Origin of the sequence: Thalassospira sp. A3_1 (assembly GCF_017744215.1) — a bacterium.
Lineage (GTDB): Bacteria > Pseudomonadota > Alphaproteobacteria > Rhodospirillales > Thalassospiraceae > Thalassospira > Thalassospira lucentensis_A.
Genome location: NZ_JAGHQQ010000001.1, coordinates 827,279 through 844,486 on the forward strand (window position 1 = coordinate 827,279; position 17,208 = coordinate 844,486).

General features: G+C 53.9%; 17 protein-coding genes. 3 read left to right on the forward strand and 14 right to left on the reverse strand.

Going from position 1 to position 17,208, the window contains the following annotated elements; all coding sequences use genetic code 11:
- Positions 1–163 precede the first annotated feature (163 nt).
- The 7 genes from J7395_RS03660 to pspA all read right to left on the reverse strand — a co-directional run bounded on the left by J7395_RS03660 (position 164) and on the right by pspA (position 5,572).
- Positions 164–1,252: a serine hydrolase domain-containing protein gene (locus tag J7395_RS03660; RefSeq protein ID WP_247741946.1), complete on the reverse strand. Its 1,089-nt coding sequence runs from the start codon at positions 1,250–1,252 to the stop codon at positions 164–166.
- A gap of 104 nt (positions 1,253–1,356) precedes the next feature.
- Positions 1,357–1,689: a hypothetical protein gene (locus tag J7395_RS03665; RefSeq protein ID WP_062951111.1), complete on the reverse strand. Its 333-nt coding sequence runs from the start codon at positions 1,687–1,689 to the stop codon at positions 1,357–1,359.
- Positions 1,690–1,711: 22 nt separating this feature from the next.
- Positions 1,712–2,281: an EndoU domain-containing protein gene (locus J7395_RS03670; protein WP_209220557.1), complete on the reverse strand. Its 570-nt coding sequence runs from the start codon at positions 2,279–2,281 to the stop codon at positions 1,712–1,714.
- 107 nt (positions 2,282–2,388) lie between these two features.
- Positions 2,389–3,765, reverse strand: a complete 1,377-nt coding sequence (locus J7395_RS03675; RefSeq protein ID WP_209220558.1) for an AAA family ATPase — start codon at positions 3,763–3,765, stop codon at positions 2,389–2,391.
- 261 nt (positions 3,766–4,026) lie between these two features.
- The gene (locus tag J7395_RS03680; protein WP_209220559.1) at positions 4,027–4,605 is read right to left on the reverse strand and encodes a PspC domain-containing protein; all 579 of its coding nucleotides are present in this window, start codon (positions 4,603–4,605) and stop codon (positions 4,027–4,029) included.
- Positions 4,602–4,850 (reverse strand): envelope stress response membrane protein PspB, encoded by a 249-nt coding sequence (gene pspB / locus J7395_RS03685; protein ID WP_097051635.1) that lies wholly within the window; start codon positions 4,848–4,850, stop codon positions 4,602–4,604. Before pspB ends, J7395_RS03680 begins: the two co-directional genes overlap by 4 nt.
- A 56-nt stretch (positions 4,851–4,906) precedes the next feature.
- The gene (gene pspA / locus J7395_RS03690) at positions 4,907–5,572 is read right to left on the reverse strand and encodes a phage shock protein PspA (protein WP_097051636.1); all 666 of its coding nucleotides are present in this window, start codon (positions 5,570–5,572) and stop codon (positions 4,907–4,909) included.
- 169 nt (positions 5,573–5,741) lie between these two features.
- Between pspA and pspF the strand changes: the two genes are divergently transcribed.
- On the forward strand, positions 5,742–6,734 hold the full coding sequence (gene pspF / locus J7395_RS03695) for a phage shock protein operon transcriptional activator (RefSeq protein ID WP_209220560.1): 993 nt from the start codon (positions 5,742–5,744) through the stop codon (positions 6,732–6,734).
- Between the two features lie 15 nt (positions 6,735–6,749).
- Positions 6,750–7,205 carry a hypothetical protein gene (locus tag J7395_RS03700; RefSeq protein ID WP_209220561.1) on the forward strand — a complete coding sequence of 152 codons (456 nt, stop codon included), beginning with the start codon at positions 6,750–6,752 and terminating at the stop codon, positions 7,203–7,205.
- Here the strand turns inward: J7395_RS03700 and J7395_RS03705 are convergent.
- The 7 genes from J7395_RS03705 to J7395_RS03735 form a co-directional block, all read right to left on the reverse strand.
- Positions 7,202–8,335, reverse strand: a complete 1,134-nt coding sequence (locus J7395_RS03705; RefSeq protein WP_209220562.1) for an acyl-CoA dehydrogenase — start codon at positions 8,333–8,335, stop codon at positions 7,202–7,204. The genes J7395_RS03700 and J7395_RS03705 overlap by 4 nt on opposite strands.
- Before the next feature lie 78 nt (positions 8,336–8,413).
- Positions 8,414–9,034: a carbonic anhydrase gene (locus tag J7395_RS03710; RefSeq protein ID WP_097051639.1), complete on the reverse strand. Its 621-nt coding sequence runs from the start codon at positions 9,032–9,034 to the stop codon at positions 8,414–8,416.
- Positions 9,035–9,140: 106 nt separating this feature from the next.
- Positions 9,141–10,328 (reverse strand): acetyl-CoA C-acyltransferase, encoded by a 1,188-nt coding sequence (locus J7395_RS03715; RefSeq protein WP_209220563.1) that lies wholly within the window; start codon positions 10,326–10,328, stop codon positions 9,141–9,143.
- A gap of 34 nt (positions 10,329–10,362) precedes the next feature.
- Positions 10,363–11,535 (reverse strand): isovaleryl-CoA dehydrogenase, encoded by a 1,173-nt coding sequence (locus J7395_RS03720; RefSeq protein ID WP_209220564.1) that lies wholly within the window; start codon positions 11,533–11,535, stop codon positions 10,363–10,365.
- 63 nt (positions 11,536–11,598) lie between these two features.
- A complete protein-coding gene (locus J7395_RS03725) occupies positions 11,599–12,066 on the reverse strand; it encodes a PaaI family thioesterase (RefSeq protein ID WP_209220565.1) in 468 nt (155 codons plus the stop codon).
- 190 nt (positions 12,067–12,256) lie between these two features.
- A complete protein-coding gene (locus tag J7395_RS03730; RefSeq protein WP_247741947.1) occupies positions 12,257–13,099 on the reverse strand; it encodes a transporter substrate-binding domain-containing protein in 843 nt (280 codons plus the stop codon).
- A 235-nt stretch (positions 13,100–13,334) separates the two neighbouring features.
- Positions 13,335–15,065, reverse strand: a complete 1,731-nt coding sequence (locus tag J7395_RS03735; RefSeq protein WP_209220567.1) for a DEAD/DEAH box helicase — start codon at positions 15,063–15,065, stop codon at positions 13,335–13,337.
- Between the two features lie 375 nt (positions 15,066–15,440).
- Here J7395_RS03735 and J7395_RS03740 point away from each other — a divergent pair, with 375 nt between their 5' ends.
- Complete coding sequence (locus tag J7395_RS03740) at positions 15,441–17,111, forward strand: methyl-accepting chemotaxis protein (RefSeq protein WP_209220568.1); 1,671 nt, start codon at positions 15,441–15,443, stop codon at positions 17,109–17,111.
- Positions 17,112–17,208: the final 97 nt, after the last annotated feature.

A 17,208-nucleotide genomic window follows, 5' to 3' on the forward strand; every position in this document is an offset into this window, starting at 1 on the left:
TCGGGATCATTGTTTTCCATGCGCAAAACATAACAGAAAAATTAGATAGGATTCTAACTATTATAATCCTATCTGTCATGCGTCACGGGCATAAATCCCCCCCCTGCACATAGCGGAATGAAAATTATCAATCTATATTCAATGAGTTAAACAATGGCCGCGCTTATTGAGCCTTACCAAACAGGCCCGACAACAGCAGACCCGTCACAGGTGGCACCTCGTTTAACGCCCGACCATTGGACAGAAAAACAATCGTGACACCCTGTTTCGGAAACCATGAAAATTCCGCGGAATACCCGAAATAAATTCCATCATGTCCCCAGACCGGGCCCCAGTCGGTATTGCCGATCATCATGCCATAGCCATAGGAACCTTCCCCGGCAAACAGCGTATCGGTCGTCGCGCGTTCCAGCGCATTCGGGCCAAGCAGAATACCATCTGCAAACAGAGCTCGCCCGAATTTCAAAAGGTCTTCCGCAGTTGAAATCACCCCGCCATCGGCCAACTGATCACCAACATCAAAGTCAGTCACATCTTCAAGCTTGCCATCCCCATTGGCATCATCGAAACCACGCGCCAGATCATCGGGTCGCGGATACCGGCCAAAGGATGTATTGCGCATTTCGGCCGGTTCGAAAATCCGCCGATTAAACACTGCTTCGATATGATCACCCTCGACCTGCTCGATCAACACACCTAGCAGGATGTAGTTACTGTTGGATGGGTTATATTGCGTACCGGGTTTGAAATGTGCCTCGCGGCCCGCAATCAGCGGCAGTAATTCGCGATTGCGCCATCCATGCTGAGGATCGCGCCCGACCAGCTCAAAGAAAAACTCACCATCCAGATAATCGGGAATGCCTGAGCTGTTGCGCAAAAGATCGCGGATGGTGGCAATTCTGGCGTTGGCAATCTTGTCGCGAAACTCTTCGGGAAGCCATTTGGCAATTGGATCAGCAAGATCAATCCGCTTTTCAGATGCCAGCTGCAACACGACCACCGCCGTCATCATCTTGGTCAGCGACCCGATATAGAACTGCCTTTCCCGGGTCATGCCCTTGTCAGGATTCACCGCAGCATATCCGGTCGCGGCAAAACGCATCTGGCCGTCACCATAACCAATGCCGATCACTGCCCCCGGCAAACCGGCCTGCTCGACATATTGCCGCAGAAATTTGACCAGCGTATCGCCCGGTTCTGTTTTTTCCGCGGCATACGCCACCTGCGATGCCGATATCACAGCGATCAGCATAAGAAACACCGGCATCCAAAGCCGCCAAAGGCCTGCAATCACGATTTTGTCCCCGCAAAACGTCAAATTTGGCGCCAGCATTGATCAAATTGCTTATCGGCTGGTTAACCCGTTGATTTATCCATCTGTTTTATCCATGCGACCAGTGCTGCACGAAATTCTGAAGAGGGCACCCAGACAATCTCCTCGCCCTGCTCTTCATATGCCGGGGCAATTTCACAAATGGCCGGGTCCACTTTTAAAATATAGGCATTCATTGCCATCTCCCAATGGCCTTCGTCGCCATTGATAACGGCATCGACCCGATCAAGCACGATCTGCGCCCATTCCGGTGCATTCTGAATATCCATAACAAGACAGGCGGCGATGCGATCATGCCCTTCGTCGCCAACAATCCTGCCGGGCCAATCGGGCACCATCATTTCACCGCCTGCCATTTTCAAGCCTCACATTTCACGGTTAACGCAGCGGGAACGCGGTGTTGATGTTTCCACCATTAACCCCAACCGCGATGTAAAAACGGTTCGAATCGTCATCACCTTCACAATACGGCCCCTGTGTCGCCAACACCGGATCGGGTCGGTTTTTTCCGCACACCACCCAACCGGGTGCCCCGGTCGGACATGCTTCCTGATTGGCTTCAGCATAAAGGATGGAGTTCACAACCTCATCCTGGGAACAGCTATCGGGGAACATGGTAGAAATCGATTTCGGAACCCCGTTCTTATCGAAGGATATGTTGTAAATTCCCATCGGGTTCGCTGTCTGGGTGATCACAACATTCGTAATCCCCCCACCCGCAGGATTATTTCCTCCGGGGCGGGAGTGGAAACCGACAGCTTTGCCTTTGCCATTAATCTCACCGCAGAAAACGTGGTCGCCATTGATGTTGGGCAGGCCGGCATTTGTGATCGTGCCGACCGGGCACGCAACCTGTGCCGTCGCAGATGCAGCACTGAGCATAAACAACCCGCACACCAGCAGAATCAAGGCTGCAAAAATTCGAGAAAGCTTTGAAAGTGTCGTCATGAACGACCTCCTTTGCCTTGTCCTATACAGTTCCTGCCGCAACCGTCAGGGCAGCGACATACTGCCCGGAACAGACGCCACCAACCCTGCACTGTGAAGCCACGACATTAGAGCTGCGAGAATTCCAGTCCGATCCGAAGCGCCAGGACACTCGCAGGCTCAAAGCGCATCGGCACACCACCAATTTTGCCGCCATGCCATTGCGCCTTGGTCAGTACAAACGCCCCAAGTGGCAAGGCATGACTGGTGCGGAAATTGACCAGTGCGCGGATTTCCCTGGGTTTGCGAATACCTTCATCCCGCCACAGACAATGATAGGCAAAAAGCGGTGTTCCGCTGCGCCGGTCAAGGAAGACAAACGGCACCTCGTAATGCCCCCAGCGGGCGTAATACAGGCTTTCAATCCCCGCACTTGATGTCAGGAACTGGGTCTGGATCGCGGTTTCCGCCAACCGGGTAATCGTTCCGCTATCCATCGCCTTGGCACCGATCAGGCCGGTCCGAAGACCCGGATGGATCAAATGCACCTTGAACGCCACCGCGCGCTGAAATGGCTTGGCGTCCTGATCAACTCGCTCAAGCCTGCGAACCAGCCACGCACTTTCAAGATATTCAAGATAACGGCGCAGCGTGTTTTTGGCGATATCAAGCTCGCGCGCCAGTGTCTCGATCGAAAATTCTGCACCCGTGTTATAGGCAAGAAGCACAAACAACCGATGCAGATCCGACGGGCTTGAAATGCCATGCAGCCCCGGAAGATCCGAATGAAGTGACCGATGGATTGATCCTGCCTCGCCGTCACGATCGTGGAAGGCACCTTCATTGATATAGGCCTCGAACAGATCGTTAAGCTCGATCAGGCCATCGGGAATATCGGCGGTATAGCGCCCGACATTCGGGGTTTGCGGCAACACATCCGATGGCGTGATCCCGCGCTGCTCAAGATATTCGGCAAAACTGAAGGGCGGTAAAAACAGGCTTTGAATATGACCAAGTGCATCCTTCTTTGGCGCCAGCGCGCTAACCGCCACCACGCGCAACATCGGATCAGCGACCAGCAATTTCGCGATCCGGTCTTCCCAGTCACGCTGATAGGAAACCTCGTCGATAAACAGCCATAGCGGATGGTCCGCCGATATGCCCCGCACGGAACGCAGAAGCTTTGGCAGACGCGGCAGGTCGATTTCCAGAAACAGCGGATGTTCAAGCGAGATGTAGCAAACATGACGTCGCGGGGTATCAGCATTCAGCAATTCAGCAACCGCCTGACGCAGCATGACGGTTTTGCCAACCCCACGCGGCCCGGTTAAAACAACGGCCTTTGATCCGTCATTCTTTTCAATCGCCGTCCAGAACCGTTTGAAAAAGGCGCGTTGCGGCAAATCATGAACCAGATCGTCGGTGATGCCATCCCACCATGGATTATCAAGCATCAGCCGTTGCAGGAAATTCTGCTCGCCCGGATGTTCAATCATGGTCGCCATTATCACCCCACCCCGTTTTCCGGCTGATTTTCCGGCATGCCCGCCGCACGTTCGGCATCAAACTAACCGAGAAAACCTTTAAATTAGGTATAGTGATAAACGCTATTTCGGTATTTTTCAGCAAATACTTGCGATTAATCCAAGCTCCTCAAAAAGAAACCGGGCCTGCAAAACAGGCCCGGTCAGGCAGCAATGCTGAATATCATGCGGTATCACTGCATGGCAGGGGGGATTGATACCGGCAAAACATCACAGCATGCGTTACACTTTATCGTTGGGGGAGGATGAAGCGTCGTCAGCTTTACCATCGACATCATTCTTGTCGCTGGCATCGTTCTTTTTCATCTTTTCAAGCTCGGAAGCGAGCCGGTAATCGCCGGAAGCCACATAACCTTCCATCGAACCGGTCCGACGTTCGAGATCATCGAATTTCTCACGAAGATCTTCCATCCAGGGCTCCTCGAAATCGACACCCATCGTCGGACGTTCTTCGGTCGCACCGGCATGCGCGGTCGAGGCATTATATGTTCCCGGGCGACCGGCCCCGCGGAATTTGCCGCGCAGACCATCAAACCATTCCGGATGATGCACATAGGCCCATGCAAGGGCAAACAGCATCACACCGACAGGGAAGCTGAAAATCAGAATAAGAATGAAGGCGATCAGAACCCCTTTGCGCGGGATACCGAACTTCTCCGCGATCCCGCGTGTTGTCCTGCGAATGACGCCACCGCATTCCTTGCCATCCTGGTCATGATGCCGGAAACGGCATCCGCCATGACGATGTTTCTTGTGACCGCGCTGATAACCGGCACCGGCAGCAGCTTGCTGGGCAGTCATATCCTGTTCCTCCATTCGGCAACCTCGGCATCCAACAGGCGTTCAAGTGTTTCGACACGATTTTCAAGGCGTTCTGCCCGGCCCTTCAGCATGGCGACGATTTCCTTTTCCTTCGCCACCTGTTCCGGACTGGATTTTTGCTGTTCGGCTTTCATCCGTTTCCAGAGTGTTATGTAGTGAAACACAACCCATACCGGACCGACAACGACAACAAACACAATTAGCGGTACAGCAATCGCCCACATTTCAGTCAGCTCAACCTTTGTTGCAGCTTATCGCATCGAAACACGCAAACCGCTGATTATTTGTCTTTTTTGACCCGAGCCTTAAGCTCTTTCAGATCGTCCTCGATCCCGAGCTCGGCTTCAAGATCATCGAACTGCTCTTCAAGGCTCTGACCGCGACCAAGGTCCCAGGAGTCCGCGCCGGCTTCAAGCTCGTCAATGCGACGCTCCATCTGCTCATAGCGCAGAAGCGCTTCGTCGATCTGACCGGAATGCAGCTTTTCACGCATCTTGACACGCTTTTCGGCGGTCTGCATGCGGATTTCAACTGCACGCTGCTTGCCCTTGGCTTCGTTGAGCTTGTTCTGAAGCTTGTTCAGATCATCATCGAACTTGCCAAGCGTTTCCTCGATCACTTCAAGCTCGCGCTCCAGCACGACGCTCTGATCGGCCAGACGGCGACGCGCCATCAACGCACCTTTCGCCAGATCATCACGGCCTTTGGAAATGGCAAATTCTGCTTTGCCTTCCCACTCAAGCTGACCGTCATGAAGTTTCTTGAGCTTGCGCTCGACTTCCTTCTTGTCGGCAATCGCCTTGACGGCAGCGGAACGAACTTCGACCAGGGTATCTTCCATTTCCTGGATCATCAATCGAACCATTTTCTCCGGATCTTCGGCACGATCCAAGAGCGAGTTGATATTGGCATTTACGATATCGGACAAACGCGAGAACACGCCCATTGTCTGATCTCCTTAAGAATACGGGGGACGCAAAAATTCTGATCCAACTATTGCAGGCAGCGTGCCAATTTTAGTTTTTAATAAAATCAACAACTTATCATTTCACCATCACTAATAAGTTATATTCTTCGCGACTTTATTGTCGATTTTCGATAACGTTTTTCGCGAAATGGATAGTTTGCAACCGATCTTGGGCGAAGACCCCGTTTTTCTGGCCGCCCTTGAACATGTTTCACGTCTGGCGCCGATTGAACGGCCATGTCTGGTGATCGGCGAACGCGGGTCGGGCAAGGAGCTGATTGCATCACGCCTGCATTATCTGTCCCGGCGCTGGGGCGGCCCTCTGATCAAGGTCAATTGCGCAGCCCTGACCGAAAGCCTGCTGGATACCGAGCTATTCGGTCACGAGGCCGGCGCGTTTACCGGAGCCACCAAACGCCATGTCGGACGATTTGAACGCGCACATGGCGGCACCATTATTTTGGACGAAATCGCCACCGCCAGCCCGATGGTGCAGGAAAAGCTTCTGCGCGTTGTTGAATACGGTGAAATAGAACGCGTTGGCGGCTCTGACGTAATTGAAATCGATACCCGCGTGATTGGCGTCACCAATGAAAATTTGCGCGAACTGGCCCATCAGGGAAAATTCCGCGCCGACCTGCTTGATCGCCTTGCCTTTGATGTAATTGCCGTACCGCCACTTCGAGAACGATCCGATGATATTCTGCCGCTTGCCGAACAATTTGCCCTTGAAATGACCAAGCGCCTGTCACGTTCCGTTTTTGCAGGCTTTACTCCCACCGCCGCACGACAGCTTCTGACCCATTCATGGCCGGGCAATGTCCGCGAATTGCGCAGCGCGGTTGAACGCAGCCTTTATCTGGCTGAAGATGACGAAAACCCGCTTGGGCGTATCGTACTTGATCCCTTTGCCAGCATCTGGTCCGAAACCGCCGCCCCGGCCAAGGCTGCACCCCAAAACTCAGGCGACGAAACCGGCATCGACTTCAAATCAGAAGTCGCAGCCTTCGAAATTCGCCTTCTGGAAAAGGCACTGGCAGACAACGCCAACAATCAGACCGAAGCCGCCAAACAACTCAGTCTGAATTATCATCAGTTCCGCCGATTACTAGACAAACACAAACTGCATCCCGGAAAATAGACCCGGAACACAGGCATGTATCAGCCCCGTACCAAAAATTACTGCAAATCCGATCCGGCCAAACGCCGGAACCTACCCGACAGGGTCTTTTTTGCCTGCGGTGCGTGTCATATTCTCGCACACGCCTTTCTTGATCGGCACACAACAAGGACAATGCAGCCACTCTGGCTGCGCCCGTTTGAAGGTTATACCGGCAGCCATATTATCGTCATATGGAACGAGTGGGCATTTGACTATCATGGTTATAGCAAGCGCACCGACCTAATCGCCCATTATTTCAAGCGGGCGAGACAACGCTGGCCGGGATGGAATGCAGAGCTTACCCTGCTGCCTCGTAACGTTCTGATATCGGAGCAAAAATCAAAGGAAATCAAAGGCCTTTGGTTACGCGAACCAGATCAGTTTCTTCACAACGCATTGCCCCGCGCCGAACGCTATCTAGATCGATTTGGCCCACCACCCGGCATTTAATCGGCCAGCGACCGCGCGATCACCATACGCTGGATGTCGGATGTGCCTTCATAGATCTGGCACACCCGGACATCACGGTAAATCCGTTCGACCGGGAAGTCTTTCAGATATCCGTAGCCACCGTGAATCTGGATCGCGGCAGAGCAAACCTGTTCGGCAATTTCGGACGCATAAAGCTTTGCCATGCAGGCCTCGGTCAGGCAGGGCTTGCCATCATCGCGCAACGCTGCTGCACGATGCACCAGCAACCGTGCCGCATCGATTTTGGTAGCCATATCGGCAAGGCGGAATGCCACCGCCTGATGATCAATGATCTTTTTACCGAACGTTTCGCGCTCATTGGCGTAATCGCGCGCAGCTTCGAACGCAGCACGCGCCATGCCGACCGACTGGGCGGCAATACCGATGCGCCCGCCCTCAAGGTTCGCAAGCGCGATCTTGTACCCCTGACCCTCTTCACCCAGCATCTTTTCCGCCGGAACGCGGCATTCAACAAAGGTGATCTGGCAGGTATCCGATGCATTCTGTCCAAGCTTTTCCTCGACCCGTGACACCACATAGCCCGGCGTATCGGTGGGCACGATAAAGGCGGAAATGCCACGTTTGCCTGCTTCCGGGTCTGTCACAGCAAACACAATCGCAACATCGCCTTCACTGCCCGATGTGATGAATTGTTTGGAGCCGTTGATAATCCAGTCGTCTCCGTCGCGCACGGCACGCGTGCGCAGTGCACTGGCATCTGATCCGGCCTGAGGTTCGGTCAGGCAAAATGCGCCGATCTTTTCGCCACGCGCCATCGGGACCAGATATTTTTCTTTCTGATCTTCGGTACCGAATTTCAGGATCGGCATACACCCGACCGAATTATGCACCGACATGATGGTGGATGTTGCCCCATCGCCAGCAGCTATTTCTTCGAGTGCCAGCGCATAGGCGACATGATCCATGCCCGCCCCGCCATATTCTTCGGGCACCAGCATGCCCAAAAAGCCAAGCTCTCCCAATCCGGCAATCGCTTCGGCCGGAAAGGTATGGTGGATGTCCCATTTTGCGGCATGAGGTTTGAGTTCATTTTCGGCGAACTCGCGCGCGGTATCGCGCACCATGATTTGATGTTCTTCCAACCGCATGGCGGCCATCCTCCCCATTGGGCGATGCACCGGCCATGCGATCGGAACAGGTTTGGAACCTATGGATCAGACCAGAGCTTATTCTTCGCCCTGCACAAACTTGTCCTGATCGGCGTCAAAACGCCACAGGATGCCTTCCTTCATGCCGTACCACCAACCATGCAGGTTAAGGTCACCGGCATCGACCCGTTCCTTGATGAACGGGAAAGTCATCAGATTTTCAAGCGAATTACGGATCGAATGCCGGGATACCTTATCCACATCCGGCCCGTGATGGAGGCAGCATTTCGCAATGCTGACCCATTCGCCGATAAAGTCACGATCAGGCACTTTGCCCGCATCACCATGCTCGACCAAAGCCGCCATACCACCACATCCCGAATGACCAAGAATGACGATATCCTTGACCTTGAGATCGCGAACGGCAAATTCAATCGCCGCTGACGTTCCGTGATAATTCTCGTCAGGCTCATAAGGCGGCACCAGGTTTGCCACGTTACGAACGACGAACATCTCACCCGGTTCGGCATTGGTCAAAATCGCCGGATCAACACGGGAGTCCGAACAGGCAATCAGCAGAACTTCCGGCTTTTGGCCCATATTGACCAAATCTTCTACTCGTTCAGGGCGTTGCTCGTAATACATCGCCTTGAAGCTTTTAAATCCGGCAAGCATCCGGTCGACTGTCGGTTTTGACATCACGCGAATTCCCTCATCCTCGTCAATCACTCTGGCGACAAAATAGGGTGAATTCGCGCAAGTTGGTAGCCCCAATCACTGATTTTTAGAACAACTTTAATCTGGCTCACAAAAGCTCTATGGCGACCGCAGTTGCTTCGCCACCACCAATACAAAGTGATGCCACCCCTCTGGTTCCACCATGGGTTTTAAGTGCATGGATCAAAGTCACCAGCAGACGTGCACCGGTCGCACCAATCGGATGGCCAAGCGCACAGGCACCGCCATGGATATTGACTTTGCCATGGTCAAGGTCGAGATCACGCATGGCGGCCATTGCCACCACAGCAAAGGCTTCGTTGATTTCCCAAAGATCAACGTCATCCTTGGACCAACCGGTTTTCGCCAGCACTTTTTTAATTGAGTCAATCGGGGCGGTTGTGAACCAGCATGGCTCCTGCGCATGGGTTGCATGCCCCATGATTTTCGCCATAGGTTTCAAACCACGTTTTTCTGCTTCGGACTGGCGCATCATTACCATTGCCGCCGCTCCGTCCGAAATGGATGCCGAATGAGCCGCTGTCACGGTTCCGTCCTTACGGAATGCCGGACGCAAGGTCGGGATTTTTTCCGGTTTCGCTTTGGGCGGCTGTTCATCGGCGAAAATGGTTACATCGCCTTTACGGGCGGTAAATGACACCGGGGCAATTTCCGTATCGAAATGCCCGGCAGACGCCGCATTCTGCGCACGCGTCAGCGAGGTGATCGCATAGTCATCCTGCTCTTCCCGTGTGAAGCCATATTTATCAACTGTCGCCTCGGCAAAGGTGCCCATCGAACGTCCTTTTTCATAGGCATCCTCAAGCCCATCCAGCGCCATGTGATCATAGACCTCGGTATGACCGTAACGCTGGCCACTACGCATATTGGGCAGAAGGAAGGGTGCATTGGTCATGCTTTCCATACCACCAACGACCATGACATCGGTACTGCCAGCACGCAAAATATCATGGGCAAACATCACGGCTTTCATACCCGATCCGCACATCTTGTTGATCGTGGTTGCACCGGCAGAACGCGGAATACCCGCCTTCCATGCCGCCTGACGCGCCGGGGCCTGTCCCTGACCGGCGGGCAGAACGTTACCCATGATGACTTCGTCGACATCGTCGGCAGAAACACCGCCACGTTCGAGTGCTGCCTTGATGGCAACGCCGCCGAGTTCGGATGCAGTGACGGTTGCGAAGTCACCCTGCATGCCCCCCATCGGGGTACGGGCGCAGGAAACGATAACGATGGGATCTGAACTGTTCATAACTTTGGTCCTGTATTCCGAAGTAAGACGCGGGTTAAGCGGTTTCGCCGAAAAGCTCACGACCGATCAACATGCGACGGATTTCGCTTGTTCCAGCACCGATTTCGTAAAGCTTAGCATCGCGCAGCAAACGTCCGGTCGGGTATTCGTTGATATAGCCATTACCGCCCAGCGTCTGAATGGCCTCAAGCGCCATCCAGGTCGCCTTTTCCGCGGCATAAAGGATTACACCGGCCGCATCCTTGCGCGATGTTTCACCTCGATCGCACGCCTTGGCCACTTCGTAAACATAGGCGCGACAAGCATTCATTGTGGTGTACATATCGGCAATCTTGCCCTGCATCAGCTGGAACTCGCCAATCGCCTTACCAAACTGTTTGCGTTCATGGATATAAGGCACGACCACATCCATGCAGGCACGCATGATGCCGGTAGGGCCTGCTGCCAGAACGGCACGCTCATAGTCAAGGCCACTCATCAAAACACGCACACCACCATTCAGGTGACCTAGAATGTTTTCCTCTGGCACTTCACAATCCTGAAACACCAGTTCGCAGGTGTTGGAGCCCCGCATCCCCAGTTTATCGAGCTTCTGCGCCGTCGAGAAACCCTTGAAACCCTTTTCGATAATGAAGGCCGTAATACCCTTGGGCCCGGCATCCATATCCGTTTTGGCATAAACCACCAGCGTATCAGCATCCGGCCCATTGGTGATCCACATTTTGTTACCATTCAGGATGAAACGGTCACCCTTTTTCTCCGCCCGCAATTTCATTGATACCACATCCGAACCAGCACCCGGTTCGCTCATGGCAAGCGCACCGACACGCTCACCACTCATCAGCTTTGGCAGGTACTTTGCCTTTTGTTCGGCATTGGCATTGCGTTTGATCTGATTGACACACAGGTTGGAATGCGCCCCGTATGAAAGCGCAACCGATGCCGATGCGCGGCTGATTTCTTCCATGGCAATCACATGTTCAAGATAGCCAAGGCCGGTACCACCATCTTCCTCGGGAACCGTCATACCCAGCAGACCAAGATCACCAAACTTGCGCCACAGATCGTTGGGGAATTCATTTTTTTCGTCGATTTCAGCGGCGCGCGGCGCGATTTCGGCCTCGGCGAAGGATGAAACGGTTTCTCGGATCGCCTCTGCGGTCTCGCCGAGATCAAATTTCAATCCGGGAAATTCGAAAAATGCCATGGTAACTATCCTGCCCTGGAGTGGAGTTCTGTTTGTTCACGGATATAAGACCCGCGTGATGGTTTAAGCCGCTGCGTCGCCCAGAAGTTCTGGTGGCAGCTTCATCACTTTCAGTGTCTGAAGCGAAGTCGCACACAGAACCGGTGCACCATCCTTGCTGCCGAAAACATCAATGCGCGTAACAATAATCGACCTGCCGCGAGAAACGACTTCACCCACCGCCCGCAATTCCTGCCCGATGCCCGGTGCAACGATATTAAGCTTGTATTCGATGGTCAGCATGCCCTGATCTTCGGCAACAAGGCTCCATCCGGCGAAACCGCCTGCAATGTCCGCAAGCCCGGCAATCAGACCGCCGTGAAAATAGCCATTATGCTGGATCAGATCGGCACGCGACGGAACCACAATCTCGACCCGCCCCGGCTTCACGTCGATGACCTCAGCCCCAATCGACAGATTGTAGGGTTGCTGACGAAACCGATGTCGGACTTCGATATCATAATTCGGATTTTGCGGCTCAAACTGTGCCATTTCTCGGTCCTGTTCTGCCTGCGGCCATTCCGGCCCAATCTTTTTAATAACCGGGAATGACGGGTTGTGACGCGATTCCGTTTTAGTTAACGTTTACGTTAACGTCAAATCAAATCCGCACAACTATACCGATTTATGATCGCAACAGGTCAGATGCCGGTTTTCAGAAGTTTTCTGGGATTAGCAGGGATCAGTTTGTACCCGCGCTCCAGCGGGCGATACTGGCTTCGAGCATATCAGTCATCACGTCGTCGTTCACCAGCTTGAACAAGGCTTGCGCGATCCGGCCGCGCAATGCACCGGTATTGCATGGCGACTTGTGTGACATGGTCAGATACAGGCTTTCTTCACTGACAGGGACGTCGTAACTGCGGATGCCGTCAATATTTTCCCGCGCAGCAAAAGCTTTGCCGGGAAATTCTTCATAAATCAGATATTCGCCGCGATCACGATCCAGCATCTTCAGGCCCTGTTCCAGACTTGGGACTTGGCGGATCGTCAGGTTTTGGGCCGCGTAGGTATCAAACCCCTGACCAAAACTGTTATTTATCACGGTAAGACCTTCAAGCCCGCGAAGGTCCGACCACTGGCGATAATTGATATCGATATTGTCCTTGGTCCAGATGACAGTGCGCGTCCCCTGAAATGCGGGATAAAAATAATCCATGTATTCGAGCCGCGGAACGGTGAAGAAAGCCCCGGCAATCATATCAATGCCGCCTTCGCGCATATGCTGCTGCACGCGCCCCCAGCTGCCGGTATTAACAACCTCGATCACGATACCCGCAGCTTCGCCAACGCGCTGAAGAAAATCTGCTGCCGCGCCAATCAAATGATTGCTGCCATCTTCTGCTGGCCAGAGATAAGGCGGATAATCAGGATTTCCGGATGCCAGCAGACGGGTACAATCGCGCCCGCCATCATCATTGACGGCAAGATGCTGCGATGCGTCGTGGGAATGTGCAATATTTGCCAGCAACAGTCCGGCAGCACAAACCGCCCCCGCAAACCCTGTCCGGGTTATAAATTGCATATCCACCACTCTCCAACTGCATTATCGATCACACAGCGTCGATTATTTTATGAAGTATGTAAGAAGGCACACGAACATATTCATCATACAGAATATGTTTTTTAGCACATTATCACAGACATTCTCCAACTGCGCGATGAGACAGAAACCAAAGAAGCCCCCGCAGAGCGGAGGCTTCCTTTAAAATCTTCAGATTTCCCGGATATTCCAGCCAGAGCCGGAAAGGGGAAATGCCTTAGGCAGAACGGCGTTTCATGCCCTGGTTACCACCACGGGCTTCACCACGGCCACCTTCGGCACGGCGCGGACGATCACTGAAATCACGACCGCGGGTATCGCGATCACGATTTTTGAAACCACGTTCACCACGCGGCTTGTCAGCAAAACGACGCTCGCCATCACGTGCCGGTGCCCCTTCGCCGCGCGGGCGGAAGTTGGTGCCACGATCCGTACGCTCGGTACGATCAGAACGCTCGGCACGATCCGGACGCTGATCGCTAGCAGCGCGGTCAAAACGCGGCTTGCGATCAAAACGGTCACCACCGCGATCATTACGATCCGAACGAGCAGGACGATCACCTTCGAAACGGCGCGCACCATCACGGTCACCTTCGGCACGACGCGGACCGCCGAATGAACGGGCACCGTCGCGGGCGCCATCACGACCACCACCAAATCCACCGCGACCACCACGGCCAGCATCGCGACTACCGTCACGACCGCCGCCGAAACCGCCACGACCACGACCGCCATCACGACCACCGCCAAATCCGCCGCGACCACCACGGCCGCCATCGCGACCGCTACCACCCGACGAACGGGCAGGCGGAGCCGAATGGAATTCATGATCTTCGTCGATTTCGACCTGCTGGCCGATCACGCGTTCGATGTTGCGCAGATGACGAACGTCACGCGGTTCGCAGAACGAAATCGCAATACCTTCGGCACTGCCGCGACCGGTACGGCCAATGCGGTGCACATAGTTTTCCGGATCGGTCGGCAGGTCATAGTTGATGACATGCGTGATGCCCGGGACGTCAATCCCACGCGCTGCAACGTCAGTTGCGATCAGGACCGGGAACTGGCCATTACGGAAATTCCGCAGGATTTTCTGGCGAATACGCTGCTGCTTGTCACCATGGATGGCGTCGGTATCAACACCTTCATCGCGCAGTTGGAACGAAAGTTCGTCCGCATCGGCTTTGGTTTTGGTGAAAACAAGTACGCGTTCGCTTTCCTGACGTTTCAGCAACTGAACCAGAAGCGAGGTCTTGTCATGACGTTTCACGAACATGCCACGCTGGGTAACACGCTCGGTCACGCTGGACTGCGGCGCGGTTTCAACCTTAACCGGATTGTTCAACAGACGGTCGGTAAGATGTTTGACAGCCGGCGGCATAGTTGCCGAGAACATCACCGTCTGGTGATCACGCGGCAGCACTTCGGCAACGGTCAGAACATCTTCGGAGAAACCCATATCGAGCATACGGTCGGCTTCATCAAGGATGAAGACTTCGATATCGTCGAAACGGATGGTGTTGCGTGACATATGGTCAAGCAGACGTCCCGGGGTCGCAACCAGGATATCAACGCCACGGCGCAATTCCTGAATCTGCGGGCCCATCGGCGAGCCGCCATAAACAACGGAAGAAAACAGGCGAATGCCTTTTTTGAAATCGCGCAGGCACTGTCCAATCTGGTTTACCAGTTCACGCGTCGGCGCCAGAATAAGCGCGCGCGGCTGACCCGGTGCCGGGCGTTTCGGATTTTCGGCAAGACGCTGCAACAGCGGCAGGCAGAATGCAGCGGTTTTACCACCACCCGTCTGGGAAATCCCCATCAGGTCACGACCTTCAAGCAATGCCGGAATGGTTTTTGCCTGAATCTCGGTCGGTGCAGTGAAACCGGTAGCTTCAACGTTGCGCAGCAGGGGCTCGATAAGGTTGAGCCCTTCAAAATTAGTCATAAAGGAAAGTCCTTCAAAATCCGGTCGGCGCCATGTTCGCGCCATGATGTGCCTGCTCGACAGCAATAGCGACCGGTGCACGGCGATCAAGCCGCTGCTTCGGACCCTGCATGAGAGGCATATGATGAGGCCATGACGTCATCACGTCATCGCCGCCCTCGCCTTTTCACACAGTTCCTGACAGCTCAATCTGCCCTACAAGCGAAGGAATGAAGCGGGTGATACAGGCCCCTCGGAACAAAGTCAATCAATCCCTGCGCCGGGCAGCCATGCAAAAACGCATTTATCATTCCCATATGTAACACCGAATTAATCTATCGATATCGAATTTGTGCGCATTATCGGTCGGTTACACAACATTCAAGGGGATGGACCATGCGGTTTCGGGTTGTTACGGGGATTTTCTCAATCCCGGCGATCTGCCTGCTGACGCTGATCGCGATTATTGCAACGGTGGCACTGAATTATCAAAGCAGCCTGCGAAACGGGAAGTTCGAACAGATCGAACATCTGACCGAAGGTGCGGTCACAATCGTCAATGCATATATCGCCAAAGTTAAAGCTGGCGACATGGACGAAAATACCGCCAAGGCAGAGGCTCTTGCCCTTCTCAATGCCTATCGGTTCGATGGCGAGAACTATATTTATGCATCCGACTACAGCCATTGCATGGTTCTGGATCCTCTTAGCCCCGATGACGTTGGCAAATGTAATCCCGACAGCAAAGTACGCCAAAAGATCGTCAGCACCGCCAAGGCCGGTGGTGGTGTCATCACCTATGAAACCAAAAAGCCGGGCGAAGGCGACCGCCTGATCGAAAAGGCGGCCTATGTCCGCCCGATCCCGGAGTGGAACTGGGCACTTGGCGCTGGCGTCTATATGGATGATGTTGCTGCAGAATTTCAGTCTGTTATGCAACGTATTGCGATCATTTCCGTCATCGCCATCATCATCGCGGGGGTTCTGTCCTGGTTCGTCGGGACCCGTATCACCAAAAGCATCGTGGGCCTGAACCGCTCCATCGCGACAATTGCCGAAGGCAATTATCAGGCACCGGTTGATACCGAGTCCAACTTTACCGAAATCGGCGATATGGCATCCGGCGTTCTTGCCCTGCGCGACAAATCCGCACAGGCCCAGCAGCTTGAAAAAGATGCGGCCCTCCAGAAACAGAAAGCCGAAGAAGAACGTCGTACAAATATCCGCAACATCGCCAAAAAACTCGAAAGTGAAGTTGGCGGTATCGCCGGTGCCGTTGACCAGTCGGTTAAACGCAGTGGCGATCTTGCGATCAGTATGTCACACAACGCCGAAGGTATTCTGGATCAAAGCCAGCAGGTCGCTTCTGCCGCCGGATCGGTGTCACAGAATGTCGACGCGGTTGCCGCCGCAACCGAGGAACTCTCATCCTCGATCACGGAAATCAACGTCCAGATTTCCCAGATGTCCAACACGGTCGAACGCGCAACACATGAAAGCCAAAGTGCATCAAATGATGTTGGCGGCCTCTCCGATGCGGTCGACAAGATCAAGGAAATCGTCAGCCTGATCAATGACATCGCAGGCCAGACCAACCTCCTGGCACTAAACGCAACCATCGAGGCCGCCCGTGCTGGCGATGCAGGCAAAGGCTTTGCCGTTGTCGCAAGTGAGGTCAAGAACCTCGCCACCCAGACAGGACGCGCAACCGAGGAAATCGCTGCCCAGATCAACGGTATCGTCGAAGGCACAGAACGCGCTGTTACCGGCATTTCACGTGTGTCGGAAACCATCGACCAGGTTCGATCTGCCTCGACCGCCATTGCAGCCGCAATTGAGGAACAGGGTGCCGCGACGCAGGAAATTGCCGGCAATGCGAACCGCAGTGCCGACGGCGTGAAACAGATCTCCTACAGCGTCGATCAGACCATGAAGAATGCGCAAAGCACGACAACCCACGCAGGCGATCTGCGCGATGCGTCCGAAGAACTTTCTTCACGTTCTTCGGAACTGACCCAGATCATTCAGCGATTCTCAAACGACCTGGTCAAACAGGCCGAAAATTGATCCCTGCTGAAAACAGCCTAGCGCATAAATAAGAAAACGGGCCATTTCCTTTGGAATGGCCCGTTTTGCTTGTCTTATGACTGATCGCAAGAGGATT